The sequence below is a fragment of the Xanthomonas sp. 4461 genome (assembly GCF_024806475.1).
Lineage (GTDB): Bacteria > Pseudomonadota > Gammaproteobacteria > Xanthomonadales > Xanthomonadaceae > Xanthomonas > Xanthomonas arboricola_F.
Window position 1 is genome coordinate 17,253 of the sequence record NZ_JANTYV010000003.1, and the last position, 19,156, is coordinate 36,408.

Annotated in this window: 18 protein-coding genes; 11 read left to right on the forward strand and 7 right to left on the reverse strand. The window is 67.7% G+C overall.

All coding sequences use genetic code 11. The features are described 5' to 3' along the window. Window positions 1–271 precede the first annotated feature (271 nt). Genes FHY19_RS12480 through folE form a run of 3 tightly spaced genes read right to left on the reverse strand, consistent with a single transcriptional unit; the run spans window position 272 to window position 3,051 of the window. Window positions 272–973: a DUF4194 domain-containing protein gene (locus tag FHY19_RS12480; RefSeq protein ID WP_259166414.1), complete on the reverse strand. Its 702-nt coding sequence runs from the start codon at window positions 971–973 to the stop codon at window positions 272–274. Further along, window positions 960–2,429 carry a DUF3375 domain-containing protein gene (locus tag FHY19_RS12485; protein WP_259166418.1) on the reverse strand — a complete coding sequence of 490 codons (1,470 nt, stop codon included), beginning with the start codon at window positions 2,427–2,429 and terminating at the stop codon, window positions 960–962. Before FHY19_RS12485 ends, FHY19_RS12480 begins: the two co-directional genes overlap by 14 nt. A gap of 19 nt (window positions 2,430–2,448) precedes the next feature. Beyond that, window positions 2,449–3,051, reverse strand: a complete 603-nt coding sequence (gene folE, locus FHY19_RS12490) for a GTP cyclohydrolase I FolE (protein ID WP_259166419.1) — start codon at window positions 3,049–3,051, stop codon at window positions 2,449–2,451. A 131-nt stretch (window positions 3,052–3,182) separates the two neighbouring features. Between folE and FHY19_RS12495 the strand changes: the two genes are divergently transcribed. From FHY19_RS12495 to FHY19_RS12515, 5 genes are all read left to right on the forward strand, one after another. Beyond that, entirely contained in the window at window positions 3,183–3,647 is a 465-nt protein-coding gene (locus FHY19_RS12495; protein WP_259166420.1) for a MarR family transcriptional regulator, read from the forward strand. Between the two features lie 227 nt (window positions 3,648–3,874). Further along, window positions 3,875–4,084 carry a DUF1656 domain-containing protein gene (locus FHY19_RS12500; protein WP_259166421.1) on the forward strand — a complete coding sequence of 70 codons (210 nt, stop codon included), beginning with the start codon at window positions 3,875–3,877 and terminating at the stop codon, window positions 4,082–4,084. Then, window positions 4,081–5,004 (forward strand): efflux RND transporter periplasmic adaptor subunit, encoded by a 924-nt coding sequence (locus FHY19_RS12505; protein ID WP_259166422.1) that lies wholly within the window; start codon window positions 4,081–4,083, stop codon window positions 5,002–5,004. Before FHY19_RS12500 ends, FHY19_RS12505 begins: the two co-directional genes overlap by 4 nt. Beyond that, complete coding sequence (locus FHY19_RS12510; protein WP_259166423.1) at window positions 5,001–6,455, forward strand: efflux transporter outer membrane subunit; 1,455 nt, start codon at window positions 5,001–5,003, stop codon at window positions 6,453–6,455. The genes FHY19_RS12505 and FHY19_RS12510 overlap by 4 nt, the downstream gene beginning before the upstream one ends. Continuing rightward, window positions 6,452–8,764, forward strand: a complete 2,313-nt coding sequence (locus tag FHY19_RS12515; RefSeq protein WP_259166424.1) for an FUSC family protein — start codon at window positions 6,452–6,454, stop codon at window positions 8,762–8,764. Before FHY19_RS12510 ends, FHY19_RS12515 begins: the two co-directional genes overlap by 4 nt. Window positions 8,765–9,029: 265 nt before the next feature. On the opposite strand, the gene FHY19_RS12520 is transcribed toward FHY19_RS12515, so the two are convergent. Both FHY19_RS12520 and FHY19_RS12525 read right to left on the reverse strand, forming a co-directional pair. Next, window positions 9,030–10,391: an MFS transporter gene (locus FHY19_RS12520; RefSeq protein WP_024939637.1), complete on the reverse strand. Its 1,362-nt coding sequence runs from the start codon at window positions 10,389–10,391 to the stop codon at window positions 9,030–9,032. A 193-nt stretch (window positions 10,392–10,584) separates the two neighbouring features. Beyond that, on the reverse strand, window positions 10,585–11,136 hold the full coding sequence (locus FHY19_RS12525) for a YdeI/OmpD-associated family protein (RefSeq protein ID WP_259166426.1): 552 nt from the start codon (window positions 11,134–11,136) through the stop codon (window positions 10,585–10,587). 189 nt (window positions 11,137–11,325) lie between these two features. Between FHY19_RS12525 and FHY19_RS12530 the strand changes: the two genes are divergently transcribed. Both FHY19_RS12530 and FHY19_RS12535 read left to right on the forward strand, forming a co-directional pair. Further along, window positions 11,326–11,874 carry an RNA 2'-phosphotransferase gene (locus FHY19_RS12530; protein WP_259166427.1) on the forward strand — a complete coding sequence of 183 codons (549 nt, stop codon included), beginning with the start codon at window positions 11,326–11,328 and terminating at the stop codon, window positions 11,872–11,874. A 169-nt stretch (window positions 11,875–12,043) separates the two neighbouring features. Beyond that, the gene (locus FHY19_RS12535; protein WP_259166428.1) at window positions 12,044–13,309 is read left to right on the forward strand and encodes a phospholipase D-like domain-containing protein; all 1,266 of its coding nucleotides are present in this window, start codon (window positions 12,044–12,046) and stop codon (window positions 13,307–13,309) included. A 20-nt stretch (window positions 13,310–13,329) separates the two neighbouring features. Here the strand turns inward: FHY19_RS12535 and FHY19_RS12540 are convergent, their stop codons facing one another. After that, window positions 13,330–13,854 (reverse strand): hypothetical protein, encoded by a 525-nt coding sequence (locus tag FHY19_RS12540; RefSeq protein WP_259166430.1) that lies wholly within the window; start codon window positions 13,852–13,854, stop codon window positions 13,330–13,332. A 247-nt stretch (window positions 13,855–14,101) separates the two neighbouring features. Here FHY19_RS12540 and FHY19_RS12545 point away from each other — a divergent pair, with 247 nt between their 5' ends. Together FHY19_RS12545 and FHY19_RS12550 are read left to right on the forward strand one after the other, a co-directional pair. Then, window positions 14,102–14,308 (forward strand): hypothetical protein, encoded by a 207-nt coding sequence (locus tag FHY19_RS12545; protein ID WP_259166433.1) that lies wholly within the window; start codon window positions 14,102–14,104, stop codon window positions 14,306–14,308. Next, window positions 14,295–15,407 carry a type II toxin-antitoxin system RelE/ParE family toxin gene (locus FHY19_RS12550; RefSeq protein WP_259166434.1) on the forward strand — a complete coding sequence of 371 codons (1,113 nt, stop codon included), beginning with the start codon at window positions 14,295–14,297 and terminating at the stop codon, window positions 15,405–15,407. The genes FHY19_RS12545 and FHY19_RS12550 overlap by 14 nt, the downstream gene beginning before the upstream one ends. 165 nt (window positions 15,408–15,572) lie before the next feature. On the opposite strand, the gene FHY19_RS12555 is transcribed toward FHY19_RS12550, so the two are convergent. Beyond that, window positions 15,573–16,061: a hypothetical protein gene (locus FHY19_RS12555; protein WP_259159296.1), complete on the reverse strand. Its 489-nt coding sequence runs from the start codon at window positions 16,059–16,061 to the stop codon at window positions 15,573–15,575. 507 nt (window positions 16,062–16,568) lie between these two features. Here FHY19_RS12555 and FHY19_RS12560 point away from each other — a divergent pair. Both FHY19_RS12560 and FHY19_RS12565 read left to right on the forward strand, forming a co-directional pair. Beyond that, window positions 16,569–17,270, forward strand: a complete 702-nt coding sequence (locus FHY19_RS12560; RefSeq protein ID WP_259166435.1) for a DUF6393 family protein — start codon at window positions 16,569–16,571, stop codon at window positions 17,268–17,270. A 278-nt stretch (window positions 17,271–17,548) separates the two neighbouring features. Beyond that, the gene (locus tag FHY19_RS12565) at window positions 17,549–19,156 is read left to right on the forward strand and encodes an alpha/beta hydrolase-fold protein (RefSeq protein WP_259166436.1); all 1,608 of its coding nucleotides are present in this window, start codon (window positions 17,549–17,551) and stop codon (window positions 19,154–19,156) included.

Here is a 19,156-nt window from a genome sequence, read left to right on the forward strand (position 1 = left end):
GGGCGCGGTGATCTGGATGGACACGGGTGAGTGACGAGAGCGGGTGCTGACCGATGCGCGGGACGCTGATGCCTCAGTGCCCGCCCATGAAGAAAGTCGCTTGCGCTTGACGGGGCGTGGGAGCTGACTTTCATCGCGCAACGCATGACGCACGGCTACACACACTCCAGACGTCACATATCAGGCATCGCGATCGGCCGTACCCTCATCCGCCCTTCGGGCACCTTCTCCCGGTGGGAGAAGGGATTGGACGTCCTGGATGCAGGCGACATCACTCCGACACAACGTCTCCCTCGCGCAAGCCGCGGTACGCCACCACCAGGGCCTGCACGTCCTCGGCCGAGAACAGCAACTTCAGCACCGGCGAGACCTCGTAGCGCTCTTCGCTGCCGCGCAGGCGCGACAGCAACTGGTTGTCGCGCATCTTGCCGATCGCCGTCATCACCCGTCGCGCGAATCCGGCGCGGTCGGTGGACACGTTTTTCTCGTAGACCGACAAGGCCTCCAACAGCTGTGCCTCGTCCACCACCGCACGCTCGCCGCGCGTGTCGGCCTCGGCCAGTTGCTGGCGCAGGAACAGCAGCAGCACCGACTCGATAAAGGTCAACGGCGCGCTGCGCAGCAGGGTCGGCGATTCCAGCTCGGCGGTATCGGCCTGACGGGTGAAGGCCACCCCGCCCTCGCGGTCCAGCACCAGTTCCAGGAACAGCTCGCACAACACCTGGCGGATCGGCGCTTCGTTGCGCAGCAGCGCAGGCCACAACGCACCGTGGCGTTGCGCGTCGATGCTGGGGCCGGCCAGCAGCTGGCACAGCGCGCGCCGCGCGTCGAACGGCAGCGTGCCGGTGTCGCCCAGAAACAGCTCGCCGCGCGGCTGTGCAGGCGATGGCTCCGTCAGCGGCGTGCGGCCGGCATCGGCCGACGCGCCCGTGTCCTCGTCCGCATCCAGGCGGGTGTCCTCAGACCAGTTCATTGCGTTTCTCCCGGGTGAACCACACCAGCGGAATGCGTGCGCGCCGCAGCGCGCCGTCGCCGCCTTCCCATTGCACCGTTTCCATCTGCCCGTCGATCACCACGCCATGGCGCGTGCCCAGCGACAGGTAGCCGATCACGCTGCCCAGGCCCTGCGCGGCCGGGCGCTGCTGCAGCGCATCGCCGATGGTGAGCCGCGGCTGTTGGCCAAGCAGTACGTAAAGATCGTTGCGCAAGGTGCGCACGTCGATCTCCGATTGCGCGACCAGATCGCCCACGCTGTCGAGCGAGATGTCCGCCGCATCGGCGGCCTGCACGCGGCCATCGACCTGGGTCAGGCGCGGGTCGTGCAGGCGCCATTGCGACAGCGACCGCAGGCGGGCAGCGCTCAACGCCTGGGTGTAGCCGGTGGCGGCGGTGGCGTGCAGGCTGTCGCGCAGCTGCAAGGCTTCGCCCTGCGCCTGCCTGAGCAATTGATTGAGCCGGCGCTGTTCCAGATAGCCGCGGCTCTGCACGAAACCGCGCAGGCTGCGCGCGAAGTGCTGCATCACCGTGTGCACCTCGCCGCCGCGCTCCAGCAGCGTGCCGGTCAGCCCGCGCAGGAAGGCGCGTTCGCGCCGGTCCAGCTTGCGCGCAAAGCCGCGTGCCAGCAGCGCATCCAGTGCCTGATCGAGCTGGCTGCTTTGCTGGGTGTCGTTGAGCAGGCTCCAGAACGCCTCGAAGGTGCGCCCGGCCTCGCTGTCGGCGATGACGTCCACGCCGTTGAACAGCTGCTCCAGCACATCGCCGCGCGCGCCCTCGTCGTCGATGATGCGCTCGCGGAACTGGCGGTTGAGCTGTTCGAAATCGTCGCGGACGCGATGGAAGTCCTCGGCCAGCTCGTCGGAGAGATGGATCAGGTCGCGGGCGCGCTCCAGCGCGCGCTTGCCGTCCAGCGCGGCCACGCGGCCCGAAGCCACGCGTTCGATCTCGGCATCGATGCGCGCGCGTTCTTCGCGCAAAGCGGCCAGGCGCAGCTCCGGGTCGGCTTCGGTCTGCCCGGCCAGCTGCACCAGCTGCTGGATCACCAGCGACAGGCGGCTTTCGGTGGCGCTGCTGCTGCTCTCGCGCAGGCCGACGATGAAGCGGATGGCCTGGGTGGCCGCGCGCGACAACTCGTACTCTTCTTCGGCCGCGCCTTCAGGCAGGCGGCGTTCCAGCCAGCCCTGCGCCAGCCAATGCGCCAGATAGGCCTGCGCGGTGCGCGGCAACTCGCGCGAGAGCTCGTCGGCACGCAGCACGTCGAGCTGGCGCTGCAGGCGCTCGTGCAGCACGGCCGAGGGCAGGCGGCGTTCGCCGTCCAGCAACACCGTCTGCAGCAGGCCGATCAGCTCCGGCGCGTGGTCGGCGGCCAGCAGTTTCCACACCGGCTGCTCGCGCAATTGGCGATAGCCGGCGATACGTGCCTGGTGCTTCATGGCGACGGCAACGGCTGCCTCAACGCTTGCCGCCCACTTCGATGAACTGCAGGAATTCGGCGCGGGTACGCGCGTCTTCGCGGAAGCTGCCCAGCATCTTGGAAGTCACCATGCTGACGCCGCGCTTGTGGATGCCGCGGGTGGTCATGCACTCATGCGCGCCTTCCACCACCACGCCGACGCCGCGCGGCTGCAGCACGTCCTGGATGCACTGGGCGATCTGCGCGGTCATCTTTTCCTGCACCTGGAAGCGCCGCGCATAGCTTTCCACCACGCGCGCCAGCTTGCTGATGCCCACCACCTTGCCGCGCGGCAGGTAGCCCACGTGCACCTTGCCGATGATCGGCGCCATGTGGTGCTCGCAATGGCTTTCGTAGGAGATGTCGCGCAGCACGATCAGCTCGTCGTAGCCGGCCACCTCTTCGAAGGTGCGTTCCAGGTATTCGCGCGGTTCCTCGCGGTAGCCGCTGAACCAGTCGCCATAGGCTTCGGCGACCCGGCGCGGGGTATCCAGCAGGCCCTCGCGGGCCGGGTCTTCGCCGGCCCAGCGCAGCAGGGTGCGCACGGCGTCTTCGGCCTGGGCCTGGGTGACGGAAGAATCGGGCTGGTCGGACTGGCTCATGCGCAGGGTGCACCCAAAGGGGGCGAGCATGGTACCCGAGGACGGGCCGGCGGCCCCAGTGGCGGTTGCGCCGGCTTACGCGGGTTCAGTGACTATTGATTCATTGTTGAATTGATAGCATCCTAACTATTATGACGGACAGTGTTCTCTCCCCTCGTGCCCAGCTCAGCTCCGGCCTGCTGGTCGCCGCCCGCCAGTGGCAACGGCTGGCCGACCAGGCATTTGCCGAATTCGACCTTTCCAGTGCCTGCACCGGCCCGCTGTTGATGGTCGGCCGCTCCGGCGGCGGCATCCGCCAGGTGACGCTGGCCCAGCAACTGGGCATGGAAGGCCCCTCGCTGGTGCGACTGCTGGACAAGCTGGCCGCGCAGGGCCTGGTCCGGCGCGAGGCCGACAGCAGCGACCGCCGCGCCAACCAGCTGTGGCTCACCGACGCAGGCCAGGCGCTGGTCGGGCGCATCGAGATCCGCCTGGATGCGCTGCGTGCGGAGGTGTTCGGCGCACTCAGCGAGGCGCAGGTGCAGACGGTGCTGACCTTGTGGGAGCAGATCGCGCAGGCGCATGCGCGGCTGGGCCAGTCCGACCCGAGCGGCTGACGGAACGCGGCTAACGGAACGCGGCAAGCGGGCGTGCGGCAGCAACCGACAGCGCGGAGGCACCTTCCCGTGCGCGGTACGTACCGCTTCCCCATTGGCCGCGCCGGCCAGCCGGCCTGGCGGCCACGCAGCAGGTTTGTTGGTCGCCAAGCGCGTCAAGCGTGCAAGGCGGCGCACCTGCGCTGCCCAGTGGTGGTTTTTTTCTTTAGCTATTGCAGGACGTCCCGATGTACGGCGAATTCAGTCTCTACGGTGTGTTCGTTCCCACCTTGCTGGCGTTGATGACGCTGGCCTACCTGCTCAACAGCGCCATCGGTGCGCTGCTGACCCGGGCCGGCGCGTACCGGCACATCTGGCACCCGGCGCTGTTCAACCTGGCGCTGTACATCGCGCTGCTGGGCGGCCTGTTTTCTTTTACCCGTTGGATGCAATCGTGAAAAAGCTGATCAAGAACGCGGGGCCGGCGCTGCTGACCCTGGCAATGGTGGTGGTGGCCGCGCTGGTGCTGCAGCACCTGTGGCGTTATTACATGGACGCGCCGTGGACGCGCGATGCGCACGTGGGCGCCGATGTAGTGCAGGTGGCGCCGGATGTGTCCGGGCTGGTGGAATCGGTGGCGGTGGCCGACAACCAGGCGGTCAAGCGCGGGCAGCTGCTGTTTGTGGTGGACCGCGCGCGCTATGCGATCGCGCTGGAACAGGCGCGCGCCGCGCTGGCCGAGCGCCAGGCCACGCTGAGCCAGTTGCGCCGCGAGATCGCGCGCGACCGCAGCCTGCAGGACCTGGTGGCCGCCGAAGATGCCGAGGTGCGACGCTCCAATGTGCAAAAGGCGCAGGCCGCCGTGGCCACCGCGCAAGCGGCGGTGGACCTGGCCCAGCTCAATCTGGACCGCACGCAGGTGCGCAGCCCGGCCGATGGCCACATCAGCGACCGCACCGTGCGCGTGGGCGATTACGTCAGTGCCGGGCGCCCGGTGGTGGCGGTGCTGGATACCGGCTCGTTCCGTGTCGATGGCTATTTCGAGGAGACCCGTCTGCAGGGCGTGCATGCCGGCCAGCGCGTGGACGTGCACCTGATGGGCGAGCCGGCCACCTTGCACGGGCATGTGCAGAGCATCGCCGCCGGGATCGAGGACCGTTACCGCAGCGGCAGCGCCGGCGCCTTGCCCAACGTCACCCCGGCGTTCGACTGGGTGCGGCTGGCGCAGCGCATCCCGGTGCGCATCGTGCTGGATCAGGTACCGGCGCATGTGCAGCTGATCGCCGGGCGCACCGCCACGGTGACGATCCTGCCCGATGCCACGCAGACGCCGTCCGCTGCCTCGCCTGCGCACGTGCAGGCAAAGGCCGCGCCATGAACCGCTTGCGTCTGCTCGGCCTGAGCGCTGCCGTCACCTTGCTGGCCGCCTGCACCACAGTCGGCCCGAACTATGCCGTGCCGGACGATTCGGCCTACCAGCGCCCAGCCGCCAACGCGGCGTTTCTCGACACCGGCAACGCGCAGGTGCAGGCCGGCGCGCCGCTGCCGGCACGCTGGTGGGCGCTGTATCAGGACCCGATGCTGGACGGCCTGATCGAACAGGCCTTGCGCGACAACGTCGAGCTGAAGGTGGCCGGTGCCAACCTGCGCCGCGCCGCCGCGGTGTACGAACAGGCGCTGGACGCGGGCGGCTTCGATTACGAGGTGGAGGCCGGCGTCAGCCGCGCGCAGGTGTCGGCCGAGGCCTTCCTGCAGCAGGAAAAGCTGCCGGTGTTCAACCTGGCCGACGGCAAGTTCGGGGTGTCGTATCAGTTCGATCTGTTCGGCAAGCTGCAACGCGGTGCCGAGGCCGCGCAGGCCGATACGCAGGTCGCCCAGGCCGCGATCGATCTGGCGCGCGTCAACGTGGCCGCGCAGGTGGCCGGCAGCTACGTGGAGATCTGCCACGCCAACCACGAGCTGCACGTGGCCGAGCATTCGCTGCAGTTGCAGCAGCGCAGCCGCGACATCACCCAGCGCCTGATCGCTGCCGGCCGCGGCACCCCGCCCGATCTGGCCCGCGCCACCGCACAGGTGGCGATGCTGGAAGCGGCGCTGCCGCCACTGCGCGCGCGCCGCCAGGCCGCCGGGTATCAACTGGCCGCGCTGCTCGGCAAGACCCCCGGCGAGGTGCCGGCAGGCGTGGACGGCTGTGCGCACGCGCCGGCCTTGCAGCAACCGATTCCGATCGGCGACGGCCGCGCGCTGCTGGCGCGTCGCCCGGATGTGCGCCAGGCCGAGCGGCGGCTGGCGGCAGCCACCGCGCGCATCGGCGTGGCCACTGCCGAGCTGTATCCGGATATCCGTCTGGGCGGCTCGATCGGTGCCACCGGCCTGCTGGCCGACTTCGGTGAGCCGGCCACGCATGCCTGGTCGTTCGGCCCGCTGATCTCGTGGACGCTGCCATCCGGCGGCGCGCGTGCACGCGTGCGCGCCACCGAGGCAGGCGCGGACGCGGCGCTGGCACAGTTCGACCACACCGTGCTGCAGGCGCTGCGCGAAGTGCAGACCAGCTTGTCGCGCTATGCGCAGGACTTGGACCGCCTGCACCTGCTGGAGCAGGCGCAGCAACAGGCCGAGCTGGCGTCGGCACAGAACCGGCGCCTGTATCAGGGCGGGCGCACGCCGTATCTGTCCAGTCTGGATGCCGAGCGCACGCTGGCCACCGCCGACATGACGCTGGCCAATGCGCAGGCGCAGGTCTCGCAGGATCAACTGCAGCTGTTCCTGGCGCTGGGCGGCGGTTGGGAAGCGGCCGCCGGCCACACCGACGCCACGGCCGCGCGATGAGTGCGCTGCTGCGCGACCGCCAGGCCTGGCTGTTTTCGGCCAAGACCTTCGCCGCCTCGATCGCGGCGTTGTACGTGGGGCTGGCCGGCAATCTGTCGCGGCCGTACTGGGCGATGGCCACGGTCTACATCGTCTCCCAGCCGCTGCTCGGCCCCACCCGCGCCAAGGGCGTGTACCGCGTGCTCGGCACCTTGCTGGCCGGCGCGGCGACCCTGGTGATGCTGCCGAACCTGGTGGAGACGCCGCTGCTGCTCAGTGCGGCGATGGCGCTGTGGCTGTCGGCCTGCCTGTTCCTGGCGCTGCTCAATCGCGGCCCGCGCGGCTATGCGTTTCTGCTGGCCGGCTACACCACCGCCTTCATCGGCTTCCCGGCGGTGACCGCGCCGGAAGGCATCTTCGACACCGTGGTGGCGCGCAGCGAGGAGATCATCCTGGGCACGGTGATGGCGGTGCTGTTCGCCGCGCTGGTCTTCCCCGCCTCGGTCAAGCCGATGCTCACCGCGCGCATCGGCAACTGGATGCGCGACGCCGCGCAATGGTGCCGGCAGGTGCTGCAGCGCGGCCCGTCGCAGGCACCGCGCAATCGGCTGGCCGCCGATCTGGTGCAGTTCGAGGCCTTGATCGCCTTCGTGCGCCACGACGACCCACGCCATGCCGGTGCCGTACCCACGCTGGAACAACTGCGCGCACGCATGCTGATGCTGCTGCCGGTGCTGTCGTCGATGGCCGATCGGCTGGATGCGTTGCAGCGCGATGGGTCGGCGTTGCCGGCTGAGATTGCAGCGCTGATGGAGGACGTCGCGGCCTGGGTGGATCAGGACGAGGACGCACGCAGCGATGCGGACGTCGACGCCTTGCGTGCACGCATCGCCGCACTGCGCCCGGCGGTGGACCAGGACATCGAGCATCTGCTGCTGGCGAGTTTGCTGCTGCGGCTGGAAGAGCTGCTCGACCTGTGGCAGGACTGCCGCGCGCTGCAGCAGGCGGTGGTGCACGGCACGGCGATGCCGGTGCTGCGTGCGATGCCGGCTGCGGCGAGACAAGCTACAACGGCGGATTCATCCGAACGGGCTGGCACTGCACAAAGCGAACCTGCTGTGCGTTCGCGCATGCAGCCTTCATTGCTGCAGCGCCTGGGCTGGCCACGACGCGATGCTGCAATGGCCGAATCACCCGAAAGGACCGAGGCTGCGCAACGCGAACCTGCCGCGCGTTCGCGCACGCAACCCTCGTTGCTGCAGCGGCTTACCCGGTCACCGCGCGACCCAACCGATGCACCGGTACCTGCCAGCGGCACGCGGCACATCGACTTCGGCATGGCCGCGTTTTCCGCGGTGAGCGCGGGCTTTGCGTTGATGGCGTACTGCGTGCTGTGGATCGGCATCGGTTGGGAAGGCGGCGGCAACGGCGCGATGATGGCCGCGGTGACGGCAGCGTTCTTCGCCGCGCAGGACGACCCGGCGCCGAGCATGCTGTCGTTCCTGACCTGGGCGGTAGTCGCCAGCGTGGTCGCCGGCGTTTACCTGTTCGGCATCTTCCCGGCCATCCACGATTTCCCGATGCTGGTGCTGGTATTGGCGGCGGTATTCCTGCCGATCGGCGCGTTGCTGCATCGCCCCAAGAGCATGTTGATCGCGCTGCCGCTGGTGGTAAACCTCACCGCCCTGCTCAGCCTGCAGAACACCTACAACGCCAATATCCAGAGCTTCGTCAACGCGGCGGTGGCGATGGTGCTGGGCATTGGTTTTGCGGTGGTGCTGACGCGATTGTTCCGTTCGGTGGGCGCCGAATGGAGCGCGCGCCGGCTGGTGCGCCAGGGTTGGCGCACGCTGGCCGATGCCGCCGAGGGCCGCGGCGTACAGAACCGGCAGCACTTTGCCGCCCGCATGCTGGACCTGCTTGGCCTGCTCGCACCCCGGTTGGCCTTGGCGCCGGAAGGCAGCGACCTGGCCTCGATGGACATGCTCAACGAAGTGCGCGTGGGCTTGAACATCCTGCAACTGCGCAGCGCGCGGCATGGCTTGCCGCAGTCGAGCGTTGATGCGGTGGATGCGATTCTGGCCGATGTCGCCGCACATTACCGGCAACAGATCGCGCACAAGCGGCCGTTGCCTGGGCCGGATGCGTTGCGTGATCGTCTGGATGCGTCGCTGGCGCGTGTCGGCAAGGTGCCGGCAGGTGCGCATCGCGATGAGGCGCTATTGGGTTTGATTGGTTTGCGTTACAGCGTGTTTGCACAGACGGCGCCGCACACCCAGAGAAACACCGGTGCTGAGCCGCCCTTGGCCCCTCTCCCCGCGGGGCGATAAGGCACTGCCTGCGCGTCACGGGTGCGCGTGCCTTGGAGCGCCCGCGCTGCTGGCGCGGGCCGGGGCGCGGAGCGGGGTTGGGGTGAGGGTACGTGTACCAATCCACGACCGCAGTATCGATGCTTCACCTTGGCGGCACGTGGCGACGCGCTCACCACAGTCGGCGTGCCAGTCACCGGAGGCGCACCCTCATCCGCCCCTCCGGGGCACCTTCTCCCGACGGGAGAAGGGAGCTAGATCTCAAGCTTGCGGTTGCATCAACACATCAGCGCTTGCGCTGATGCATCGCCGCTTCGTCGTCCAGCCAGTTGCTGCCCTTGTTGGTCAGGAAGAACATGTAGACCACCAACGACACCGCGATCACTGCCGTTGCGTAGATCACGAACTCGCTGACGTGGCCGGTCTTCAACGAGGCCTGGTACAGCAACGGCGCAGTGCCGCCAAAGGCGGAGTTGGCCAGCGCATAACCCAGGCCCACGCCCAGCGCGCGCACATGGGTGGGGAACAGTTCGGCCTTCACCACCGCATTGATCGAGGTGTAGCCGGTCAGGATCACAAAGCCCACGGTGAGGATCGCGAACGCGGTCAGCCAGTCGGTCTGCTTGGGCAGTTCCATCACCAGGAACCAGGTGTAGAGCACCCCGCCGATGCCGAAGAACACCAACAGGCTCTTGCGCCCGACGATGTCCGACAACCAGCCGCCCACCGGCTGCATCAGCATCAGCACCGTCAGCGCGACCAGGTTGATGATGGTGCCGGCCATCACGTCGCCACCGGCGAATGCGGTCTGGATCATCTTCGGCCCGGTCACCGAGTAGGTGTAGAACGCGATGGTGCCGCCGGCAGTGATCAAAAAGCACAGCAGCAACGGGCGCCACTGGTTGACGAACAGCTCGCGCATCGAACCCGACGCCTTGGCCTTGCCGGTGCGCGAATCGGCGATGGATTCGGAGCTCAGCGACTCGTCCATGGTCTGGCGCAGCCAGAACACCACCAGCGCACCGATGCCGCCCAGGCCGAACGCCACGCGCCAGCCCCACTCCGACACCTGCGGCGCATCGAAGAAATGCAGCATCACCAGCAGCGTGGTCTGCGCCAGCACGTGCCCGCCCACCAGCGTGACGTAATGGAACGAGGACAGGAACCCACGCCGGCCCGGAATGGCCGCCTCGGACATGTAGGTGGCGCTGGTGCCGTACTCGCCGCCGGTGGCAAAGCCCTGCAGCAGGCGCGCCAGCAACAGGATGATCGGCGCGGCGATGCCGATCGTGGCCACCGTCGGCGTCACTGCGATGACGAACGAGCACAGCGCCATCATCGACACCGAGATGGTCAACGCCAGGCGGCGGCCGTAGCGGTCGGCGAAGCGGCCGAAGTACCACGCACCGATCGGCCGCATCAGGAACGTCATCGCAAAGATCGCCCACACGAACATCGTGGCGTTCTTGTCTTCCTTGGAGAAGAACTGCGATTCGAAATAGGTGGCGAACACCGAGTAGACGTAGACGTCGTACCACTCGACCAGATTGCCGGCCGAGCCCTTGAGCGTGTTAGACACCGAACGGCGAAGGCTACCGGGCGCTGCGCCAGAACCGGCGGCGATCGGAGACGTTGGGGGTGCGCTCATGCAATCAGAACCTCGTGGGTGGGACACCCGGGGAGTATAGGTGCGCGCTTGTGTGACGCATGTAAGCATTTCGGCGCATAGGCAGGCGTCGTGCAAGCGGCTAGTCCGTCCGGTTTGTGCCTGGGTGGCGACCAACCCGGAGCGTTTGCCTGTATCGCTCCAAGGCGACATCTACCGAGATCTTTTTAGCGCTTCAGTCCGCTTTCGGCGTCGGCGCGGCAAGCGCTTTGCTGTACATCCCCGACCGATCGAAACAGCACGCACGCCGCTTGCCGGAGGCGAGCATGTCGCAGGCGGAGGCGATGCGCGTGACGCGCGTCTGGGCCTTTTTCCCCGAGACGATCCAGAAGATCCAGTCGCGCCGCGCCACCGCGGTGATGTCGTCCCAGGTCGAACGCGCGCCTGGGTGCGCGGCCAGCGCGGCGTGCAGATCGTCCGGCACCACCGGCTCGGGTTCTTCTGCGACCGGCGCGATCGCCAACGCAACCTGCGCGCCGGCTGCAACGCCTGCGGCCTGCTGCAATGCGTGTTCGACCTTGAGCCAGTGCCCACCCTGCCCGTCGGGCTGCAAGGTCGCCTGCAAGGGATGACCGGCCAGTGTGCCGTCCACGCTGACCATGCTGCGCGTCGGCAGCTTGTTGCTGGCGGTGGCGGGCAACTGCAGAAACAACCATGTGGCATCGGCCGGCGCTGCCGGTCGCAGCAGCGTCGCCTTGAAGCCGATGGTGGCGGCTGGCTTGACCATTGCGCGGACGATAGCACCGCGCGGACAGACGCGCAGCGACCAGGCACGCCGCGCGCAGAAGCCGCACCAGCGCCTTGCACACCGCCGGACAGCAGCACCGAACGCGCCTGCCCGGCGCTCAGGCAACCGCTCCATCGCCACCTGTAAACTGCGGCGTCCCGGGCACACGGATCGTCCAGCGCAATCAGCATGAGCAAGCACCACACCGAGACCAGCAAATTCCTCAGCTACGTCTTGCGGCATGCACCGGAGTCCATCGGGCTGGTGCTGGATCGCGACGGCTGGGCCGACATCGCCACGTTGATTGCGGCAGCCAATGCCGACGGCAAGGCGCTGGATGCGGAGTTGATCCGCGCGGTGATCTCCAGCAGCGACAAGCAGCGCTTTGCGCTGTCTGCCGACGGCCTGCGCATGCGTGCGGTGCAGGGCCATTCGACGGCGAGCGTAGCCCTTGCGCACGTGGCAAAGGCACCGCCAACGCTGCTTTACCATGGCACCGCCACGCGTTTTCTCGATGCGATCCTGCGCGAAGGCCTGCGCCCTGGCCAACGCCATCATGTGCATCTGTCCGCCGATTCGCAGACCGCCATGGACGTGGGCGCACGCTATGGCACGCCGGTATTGCTGATCGTCCATGCCGGACAGATGCACGACCAGGGCCTGCAGTTTTTTCAGGCCGACAACGGCGTGTGGCTCACCGACGCGGTACCGGTGGCATTTCTGACCCGCGCGAGCTGACGCGCGCACGCCGACAACTGCCGCTGTTCGCAGCGGCGTGTGTCACAGCACCGCGGCAGTGCCTCGCAACGCAGCACACGCGCCTGCCTTCACAACCCCCATGCCGCCCGCCTTGCCAGAATGCCGGCCGCTTGGGGCTGTCGATGGCAGGGGAACCGGAGTTGGATGCATGACATGGATCATCGTGGCCACGGTCGTCGCCACACTGGTGGTGGGGCTGCTGCTGCTCAACTTCGCCACGCCCGAGAAAAAGCTCGAGCACATCCCCAGCCACTGCTACGACGTCTCCGACCCGCAGTTCAAACGCGAGATGTCGGTATTGCTGGGCCCGGCGATCCTGCCGGGCAACAAGATCCAGGCGCTGCACAACGGCAGCGAGATCTTCCCGGCGATGCTGGCGGCCATCCGCAGCGCGCAGCAGACCATCACCTTCGAAACCTACATCTACTGGTCGGGCGAGATCGGCCGCGAGTTCAGCCAGGCGCTGTCCGAGCGCGCGCGTGCCGGGGTCAAGGTGCGCGTCACCATCGACTGGGGCGGCAGTTTGAAGATGGACCCGTCGCTGGTCGAGGAGATGACCGATGCCGGGGTGGAGGTGCACCGCTACCGTCCGCTGACCTGGTACAACCTGCACCGGGTCAATAACCGCACCCATCGCAAGCTGCTGGTGATCGACGGCCGCATCGGCTTCACCGGAGGCGTGGGCGTGGCCGACCAGTGGATGGGCGAGGCGCAGGACCCGGAGCACTGGCGCGACTCGCATTACCGCATCGAAGGCCCGGTGGTGGCGCAGGTGCAGGCCGCCTTCAACGACAACTGGATCAAGAGCACCGGCCGCGTGCTCAACGGCGCCGAGTATTACCCCGAGTTGTCGCCGGCCGGCGACAGCGACGCGCAGCTGTTCGTGGCCTCGCCCGCCGGCGGCAGCGAGAGCATGCACCTGATGTACCTGATCGCCATCGCCGCGGCGCGCAGCTCCATCGACCTGGCCGCCGCCTACTTCGTCCCCGATGCGCTGATCACCCGCGCGCTGCTGGAAGCGCGTGCGCGTGGCGTGCGCATCCGCGTGCTGCTGCCGGGCAAGCACATCGATGCGGTCTCGGTGCGGCTGGCCTCCAAGGCCAGCTGGGAGCCGCTGCTGCAGGCCGGCATCGCCATCCACGAATTCCTGCCCACCATGCTGCATACCAAGCTGCTGATCATCGACGGCCTGCTGGTCTCGGTGGGCTCGACCAACTTCGACATCCGCTCGTTCCGCCTCAACGACGAGGCCAGCCTGAATGTCTACGACCGTGACCTGGCCGCACAGATGACCGAGGTGTTCGAGCGCGACCTGCAACGGGCCGAGCTGTACACGCTGGAGCGCTGGCGTGCGCGGCCGCTGCGGCAGAAGCTGGGCGAGAAGCTGGTCCTTCCGTTCCGCTCGCAGGTGTGATGCCGCCTCGCCCGGGCCTCTTACACCCGTGCGGACACCCCGGCCTGCAGACGCAGCTGGCGCAGGCGCCACCACACCCCGCCCACGTGCACCAGCGAATACAGCACCAGCGCAGCGGCAATCCCCATGGTCAGCGGGCTGGCCTGCGACCCGGCAGCGGCCGCACCCTCGCTGAAGGCACCCGACGCCCAGCGCCAGGCCAGCCGGCCCAGCAGCACCAGCATCAACGCGCCGCCGATCCATGGATTGGGCGTGTACCAGCCCTGGCCGTCCACCCATTCGGCATGCGTATGGCGCAACGACAACGTACCCAGCCCGATACCGGCCGCCGTTCCCAGCGCGATGCCCAGCCGCACCTGCGGCAATCCGTAGAGCGCAAACGCCAGCGCGGCGGCGGCGATGACCAGCACGACCGCCCGCACCGCCGTGCTGACCGGCTTCCACTGCTGGCGGCCGAAGCTGCGGCGCAGGCGCCGGTAGTAAATGAAGGCGATGGCCGCCATCGACAGGTACGGGGTAAACGGCGCGATGGCAGCAGCGGGCATGACCAGTCCTTTGTGGGTGAAGTGACCGCTGCAGGATGAAACCCGCCCGCACCGCGGACAAGGTGCCAAGTGTCACTTTCTACGACCGGGCGCGTGTCGCCGCGGCGGGCACCCTTGCGGCCCGGCGCTTGCGGGCCGCCGGTGCCACCGCATCCGGTGAACGCCGCGCACGCGCGCCAGCCATTGCCACACGCGGATCCGGGCCGCGGCGGTAGACTTGCCGGCAGTACTCCCCCACCGCAGTGCCATGTCCACCATCAAGCACCACGCCCAGACGCTGATCGACACGCTGCCCGAGACGGCAGGCTGGCAGGACGTGGTGCGCGTCGTGGAGGCCGCCAGCTTCCAGGCCGCGGTGCTGGACGGGATTGCCGCAGCCGACCAGGGCGCCATCACCGCACCGGCCCAGGTCACCGCACTGTTCGCCAGATGGGGCGTTGATGTTGCGGCGTGACTGGACCGTCCCGGCCGCCAAGCAGCTCGCCCACGCCCAGGATCACTACCACGCGCTCAACCCGACCATTGCCGCGGCGATGGCGCGGCATGTGCTGGAAGCCACCCGCACCCTGGCCGAGCAGCCGGGGCGTGGCCATGCCGGCCGCGTGCCGGGTACCCGCGAGTGGGTGGTCAAGCACACGCCTTACGTGCTGGTCTACCGCGTGCGCGAGGACGCGCTGCAACTGCTGCACGTCCATCTGGACTCCGGCGACTGGCTACCCCGCAGCGAGCCGCTGATCGAACGCATCGAGCCGTGGATTGCCGCGCTGATCAGCGCGCTGCTGCATGTGCTGATGTTGCTGATCCTGCTCTCCGCCTCCACCCCCAGCATGACCCCGCCGCAAGGCTCGGCCAGCGGTGGGCGGACCAAGGTGGATTTTGTCGGCGACACCGACCAGCCGCAGCAACCCACGCCCTCGCCGACGCCCACCCCGCCCTCGCAGACCCCCGCGCCGGTGCAGCCGCCGCCGGCCGCGTCGCCGCTGCAATCGACGCTGGTCCAGAACGCCAGGAACCCGGTGCCGCCGCAGGGCGATACCCGCCGCGGCAGCCTGGCCGAGCAACGCCGTGCCCAACCGGTGCAGCGCCCCACCCCGCCGCAGCCGCCGGCCGAACCGTCATCGCCACCGCAACGCCGCCCGGAAACCTGGACCGGCCGCCCGCCGGGCATGCTCGACGAACCCGCCGACGCCGCCGAAGACGGCAGCGCCAACACGCCCACCATCAGCGAAGGCCGTCGCCGCGACCGCAGCAATGCCCAGCCCAGCATGGATATCGGCGGCTTCCAGGTCTATTACGACGTGCGCAGCGAAACCCAGCTGCGCGCGTGGAAGGAACAAGGCATGCAGGAGATCGCCATCATCCTGCCCGGCACCCAGCAACGCATGGTCTGCCCGCTGGATGTCGCGCTCAAGCGTGGCTCCAGCAAATGCCGCCTGCTGCCGCCGGATTCGCCGGAACTGAAATCCATCGGCGATGCCCGCGAGGTCATCAACATGATGGAGGTCTATCGCCAGGGCGAACCGGTCTGGCGTGGGCCGGGGCCGTATCGGTGAGAGGTGGGGGGCTGTCTGGTAGCGGTCTATCCCGATTCCCCTCCACGCACGCGTGCCGAAACCGCCATTTCGGTACCCCCCCCTGAAGTGCCGTGTTGAAAGCAGCGACCGCACGAGCCGATGCTGGCTTCGGCTCGTGCGTCGATTACCTGGCGGTCGCAGGCATCAGCTCCCCTGGTCTTTTCCGAGCTTTGTACCCAGTGCTCCCTTGAACGGCGCCGGATTGCTGGTCACCAGGCAGTTGTAGGGTTTGTCGCTGTTGAGAACCAGCACGGACGACTGCGGCCCCTTGAAATCCAGCCCGACCGAGAACAGCACATAGGTGTTGGGCAGCGCGCTCGGTCGAAACGCGCCGAAGGCATACTCCCCCGCCACGCCCAACGGCGGCAGCGGCACCGTCAGCATCAGCGGCTGTGTGGCCACAGGAGAGGGCAGCGACGAGGAAGCGGACATGATCTTAGACTGCACGTCGATCGAATACTTGGTCGTAACTGTCACTCCCAGGTATTTAGAACTCGGCGCCGAGACCTGCTTGCGACACGCCGCAATGTCCTCCGGCTTCTGATCCTGCTGTCCGGTCTGCAGCGTGGCAAAGACATGGGTCAGCGTGACCTTGTCCGTCCCGGTGACCGGTGCTGCAACGGCAGCATCCATGCACAACGCGGCGACGACGAGTGAGAGGCCGCAGGCCGCAAGTGCAGCGCGAGAGCTGGTTTTAGGTGTCATTTCGATCACTCCTTCATCTGTGATGCAAGGTGCCGACAGCCGCCAGTCGCGCGGCTGCCGCTTGCGCCTTGAATGGACAATCGCAACGGCACCTGTGCATACCGCCAAGCGGCAGATGATCGATTGCGTTCGATGACGACATGCGTCTGTGTGGGAGCGCCACACCTACGCCACCCAGCTGGCTGCGCCGCTGGTGTGTTCATCGTTGAAGACCCACACCTCGCAAACCCGTCAAATCGTCTCAACGACGTCGTTGCGTGATGCAGTTAGGCATTCAAAAGCGAGCACGGCGATGTCCATCGCTCACACCAAGCAGCATTGGAGGCAAGCCACCATCTGAAGTGCCTGGGGGCCTGCAGTTTCCAGTAATGCCACTGAAGTGTGGTCGCCTACTTGAAGAGGCATTGGAGTGCAGGAAGATCCCAATGCACACACTTGAATGCGCACACCTGGACGCGGCGCAAAGCGGTTCTCGCCAAGGCAAGCCTGACGATCCAGCTGAGCTATTCGGCAACCCTCAGGAGCCCGCAGTACGCTGGTATCGTCTGCATGGAAGCAGTGTTGCTGTGCCAGCCTGCCCGGAAAGGCTCAAAACCTCGCGGACATTCCATTCAAGTGAGTGGTTATCAGGAGAGCGCCATGCCCCGCATCGTACTGAAACGGTTGGCTGCAACACTTGCACTTACGGGGCTTGCGGCGGCCCCGCCTTCATCCTGCGCGACTGCAGATGCTGCACAGACAGCTTCGTCACGGCAGGACTCCATGAAATCCGGAGCCGGCCAGATGCTTGACGAAATCTATGCATCCAGAAAACCCGTTCGATTCGAACAGGTCGACGTTAGTCGCATCGTTGCCAAGTACGTCCCGGTGGGAACGGCAAAGTTGGTGGTGCTGGAGATGTTCGGCAACTCTCCAACGTCAAAGATTGTTGAAGACACCATAGGCAAGGTGGTCGTCAGGGACGACAAGGGGTCGGTGATGGACCTGTACAACTACGATGACGAGCCCCGCCCGGCCGATACCTCGACCTGGAAGAGCGGCTACCTGGGGTGCGACTTCATGCGCGCCAACCGGGCGGTGATCGACTTCGCGTCGGGCTTGCTCTTCATCAAGGCCGAGCCTTCCGCGCACCGCTGACCGCGCCGATCGCCAGGCACGGGCGGGTCTTCGCGCCGCCGGCGCGCCCGTGCCGACGGCGCTGGATGTCTGTGCAGGTCGCCGCGCCACCCAAACCAGCGCAGCAATTACCGCCACGCTGGCGCTCCACGGGCGGCGCGTTGCCGGTCGCGCATTGTGGGCAGGTCGCATGGAGCAACCTCATCTCGCGCCGCTGCCGCGCGGCAGGCAGGAAAGTGGCTACAGTCGGCCCAGGGCCATCGCGCCCACTCCATCCACTTGCGTTCCAAAGGATCTGCATGTCCCTGCATCGTCTTGTTCCCCGCCTGGGTCTGGCCATTGGCCTGTTATGCGCCTGCGCCGCACATGCCGCCGAGCCGGCGGCCGCGCATCGCCTGCTGCGCGTCACCCTGGGCGGCGCCACCGACCAGCCCGCCTCCGGGCGCCTGCTGGTGTTCGCCACCCTGGCCAAGGACGCGCAGGCGCAGGCCAAGGACGGCAAGGTGGAGGCGGTGGACACCAACCCGTTCCGTCCCAGCGACACCGCGGTGGCCGCGCAGGAGGTCGCCGGGCTTGCGCCGGGGGCCAGCGTGCAGATCGATCTGGACAACATCGCCTACCCCAGCGGGTTTTCCGCGCTGCCGGCCGGCGCCTATCTGTTTCAGGCCGTGCTGGACCCGGACCATAGCTACGGCTACAGCGGCCGCGATGGCGGCGACCTGCTCAGCGCGGTGACGCCGGTCACCCTGGGCAAAGGCGCAGCGCTGCCCGCACTGACGCTCAGCACGCAGCTGCCTGTCTCGGACGACCCGTGGCAGGTGTCGCCACGCGCGCCGCAGGCCGTGCGCGATGCCGTGCCCGAGGCCAAGCTGCACACCACCGATGCCTCGATGGTGAGCCCGTCGCTGAGCGCGTTCTGGGGCCGGCCGGTGTCGCTGCGCGCCCGCGTGCTCACCCCGCCCGGCTATGACGCCAAGGCCCGCACGCGCTACCCCACCGTGTATGTCACCCACGGCTTTGGCGGCAACTACGACCGCTTTGCCGGCAGCATCGCCGCCACCTGGAGCGCGATGGCGGCCAAGCAGATGCCGCCGATGATCTGGGTGTTCCTGGACCAGGCCACGCCCACCGGCACCCACGAGTTCGCCGACTCGGTCAACAACGGCCCCTGGGGCACGGCGCTGACCGAAGAGCTGATCCCGACGCTGGAGCGCCAGTACCGGATGGACGGCAAGGCCAGCGGCCGGTTCCTGACCGGGCACTCGTCCGGCGGCTGGGCCACGCTGTGGCTGCAGACGCGCTACCCCAAGCAGTTCGGCGGCACCTGGTCCACCTCACCCGACTCGAGCGACTTCCACGACTTCACCGGGCCGGACCTGTACGCACCCAATGCCAATGTCTACCGGCGCCCGGACGGCAGCCAGTTCCCGCTGGTCCGCGATGGGGGCAAGGTGGTGGCCGAGCTGGAAACCTTCGCCAAGCTCGAACGCGTGCTCGGCCCGTACGGCGGCCAGCTCACCTCCTTCGAGTGGGTGTTTTCCCCGCGCGGGCCCGACGGCCGCCCGTTGCCGATGTTCGACCGCGACACCGGCAAAGTGGACCCGGCCGTGGTGGCCTACTGGCGCACCCATTACGACATTTCGGCGCGCGTGGCTGCGCAGTGGCCCATGCTCAAGCCTGACCTGGACGGCAAGATCCACCTGATCGTCGGCACCGCCGACACGTTCTACCTGGATGGCGCGGCACGTAAATTCCAGGCGGTGCTGGACGGGCTGGGCGCCAGGAGCGACTTCCGCTATCTGGAAGGCCGCAGCCACTTCGACCTGTACAAGGAAGGCGACGACAGCAGCGCGCTGATGAAGAAGATCGCCGCGGAAATGTACGCCGTGGCGCGACCGAAGCAGTAA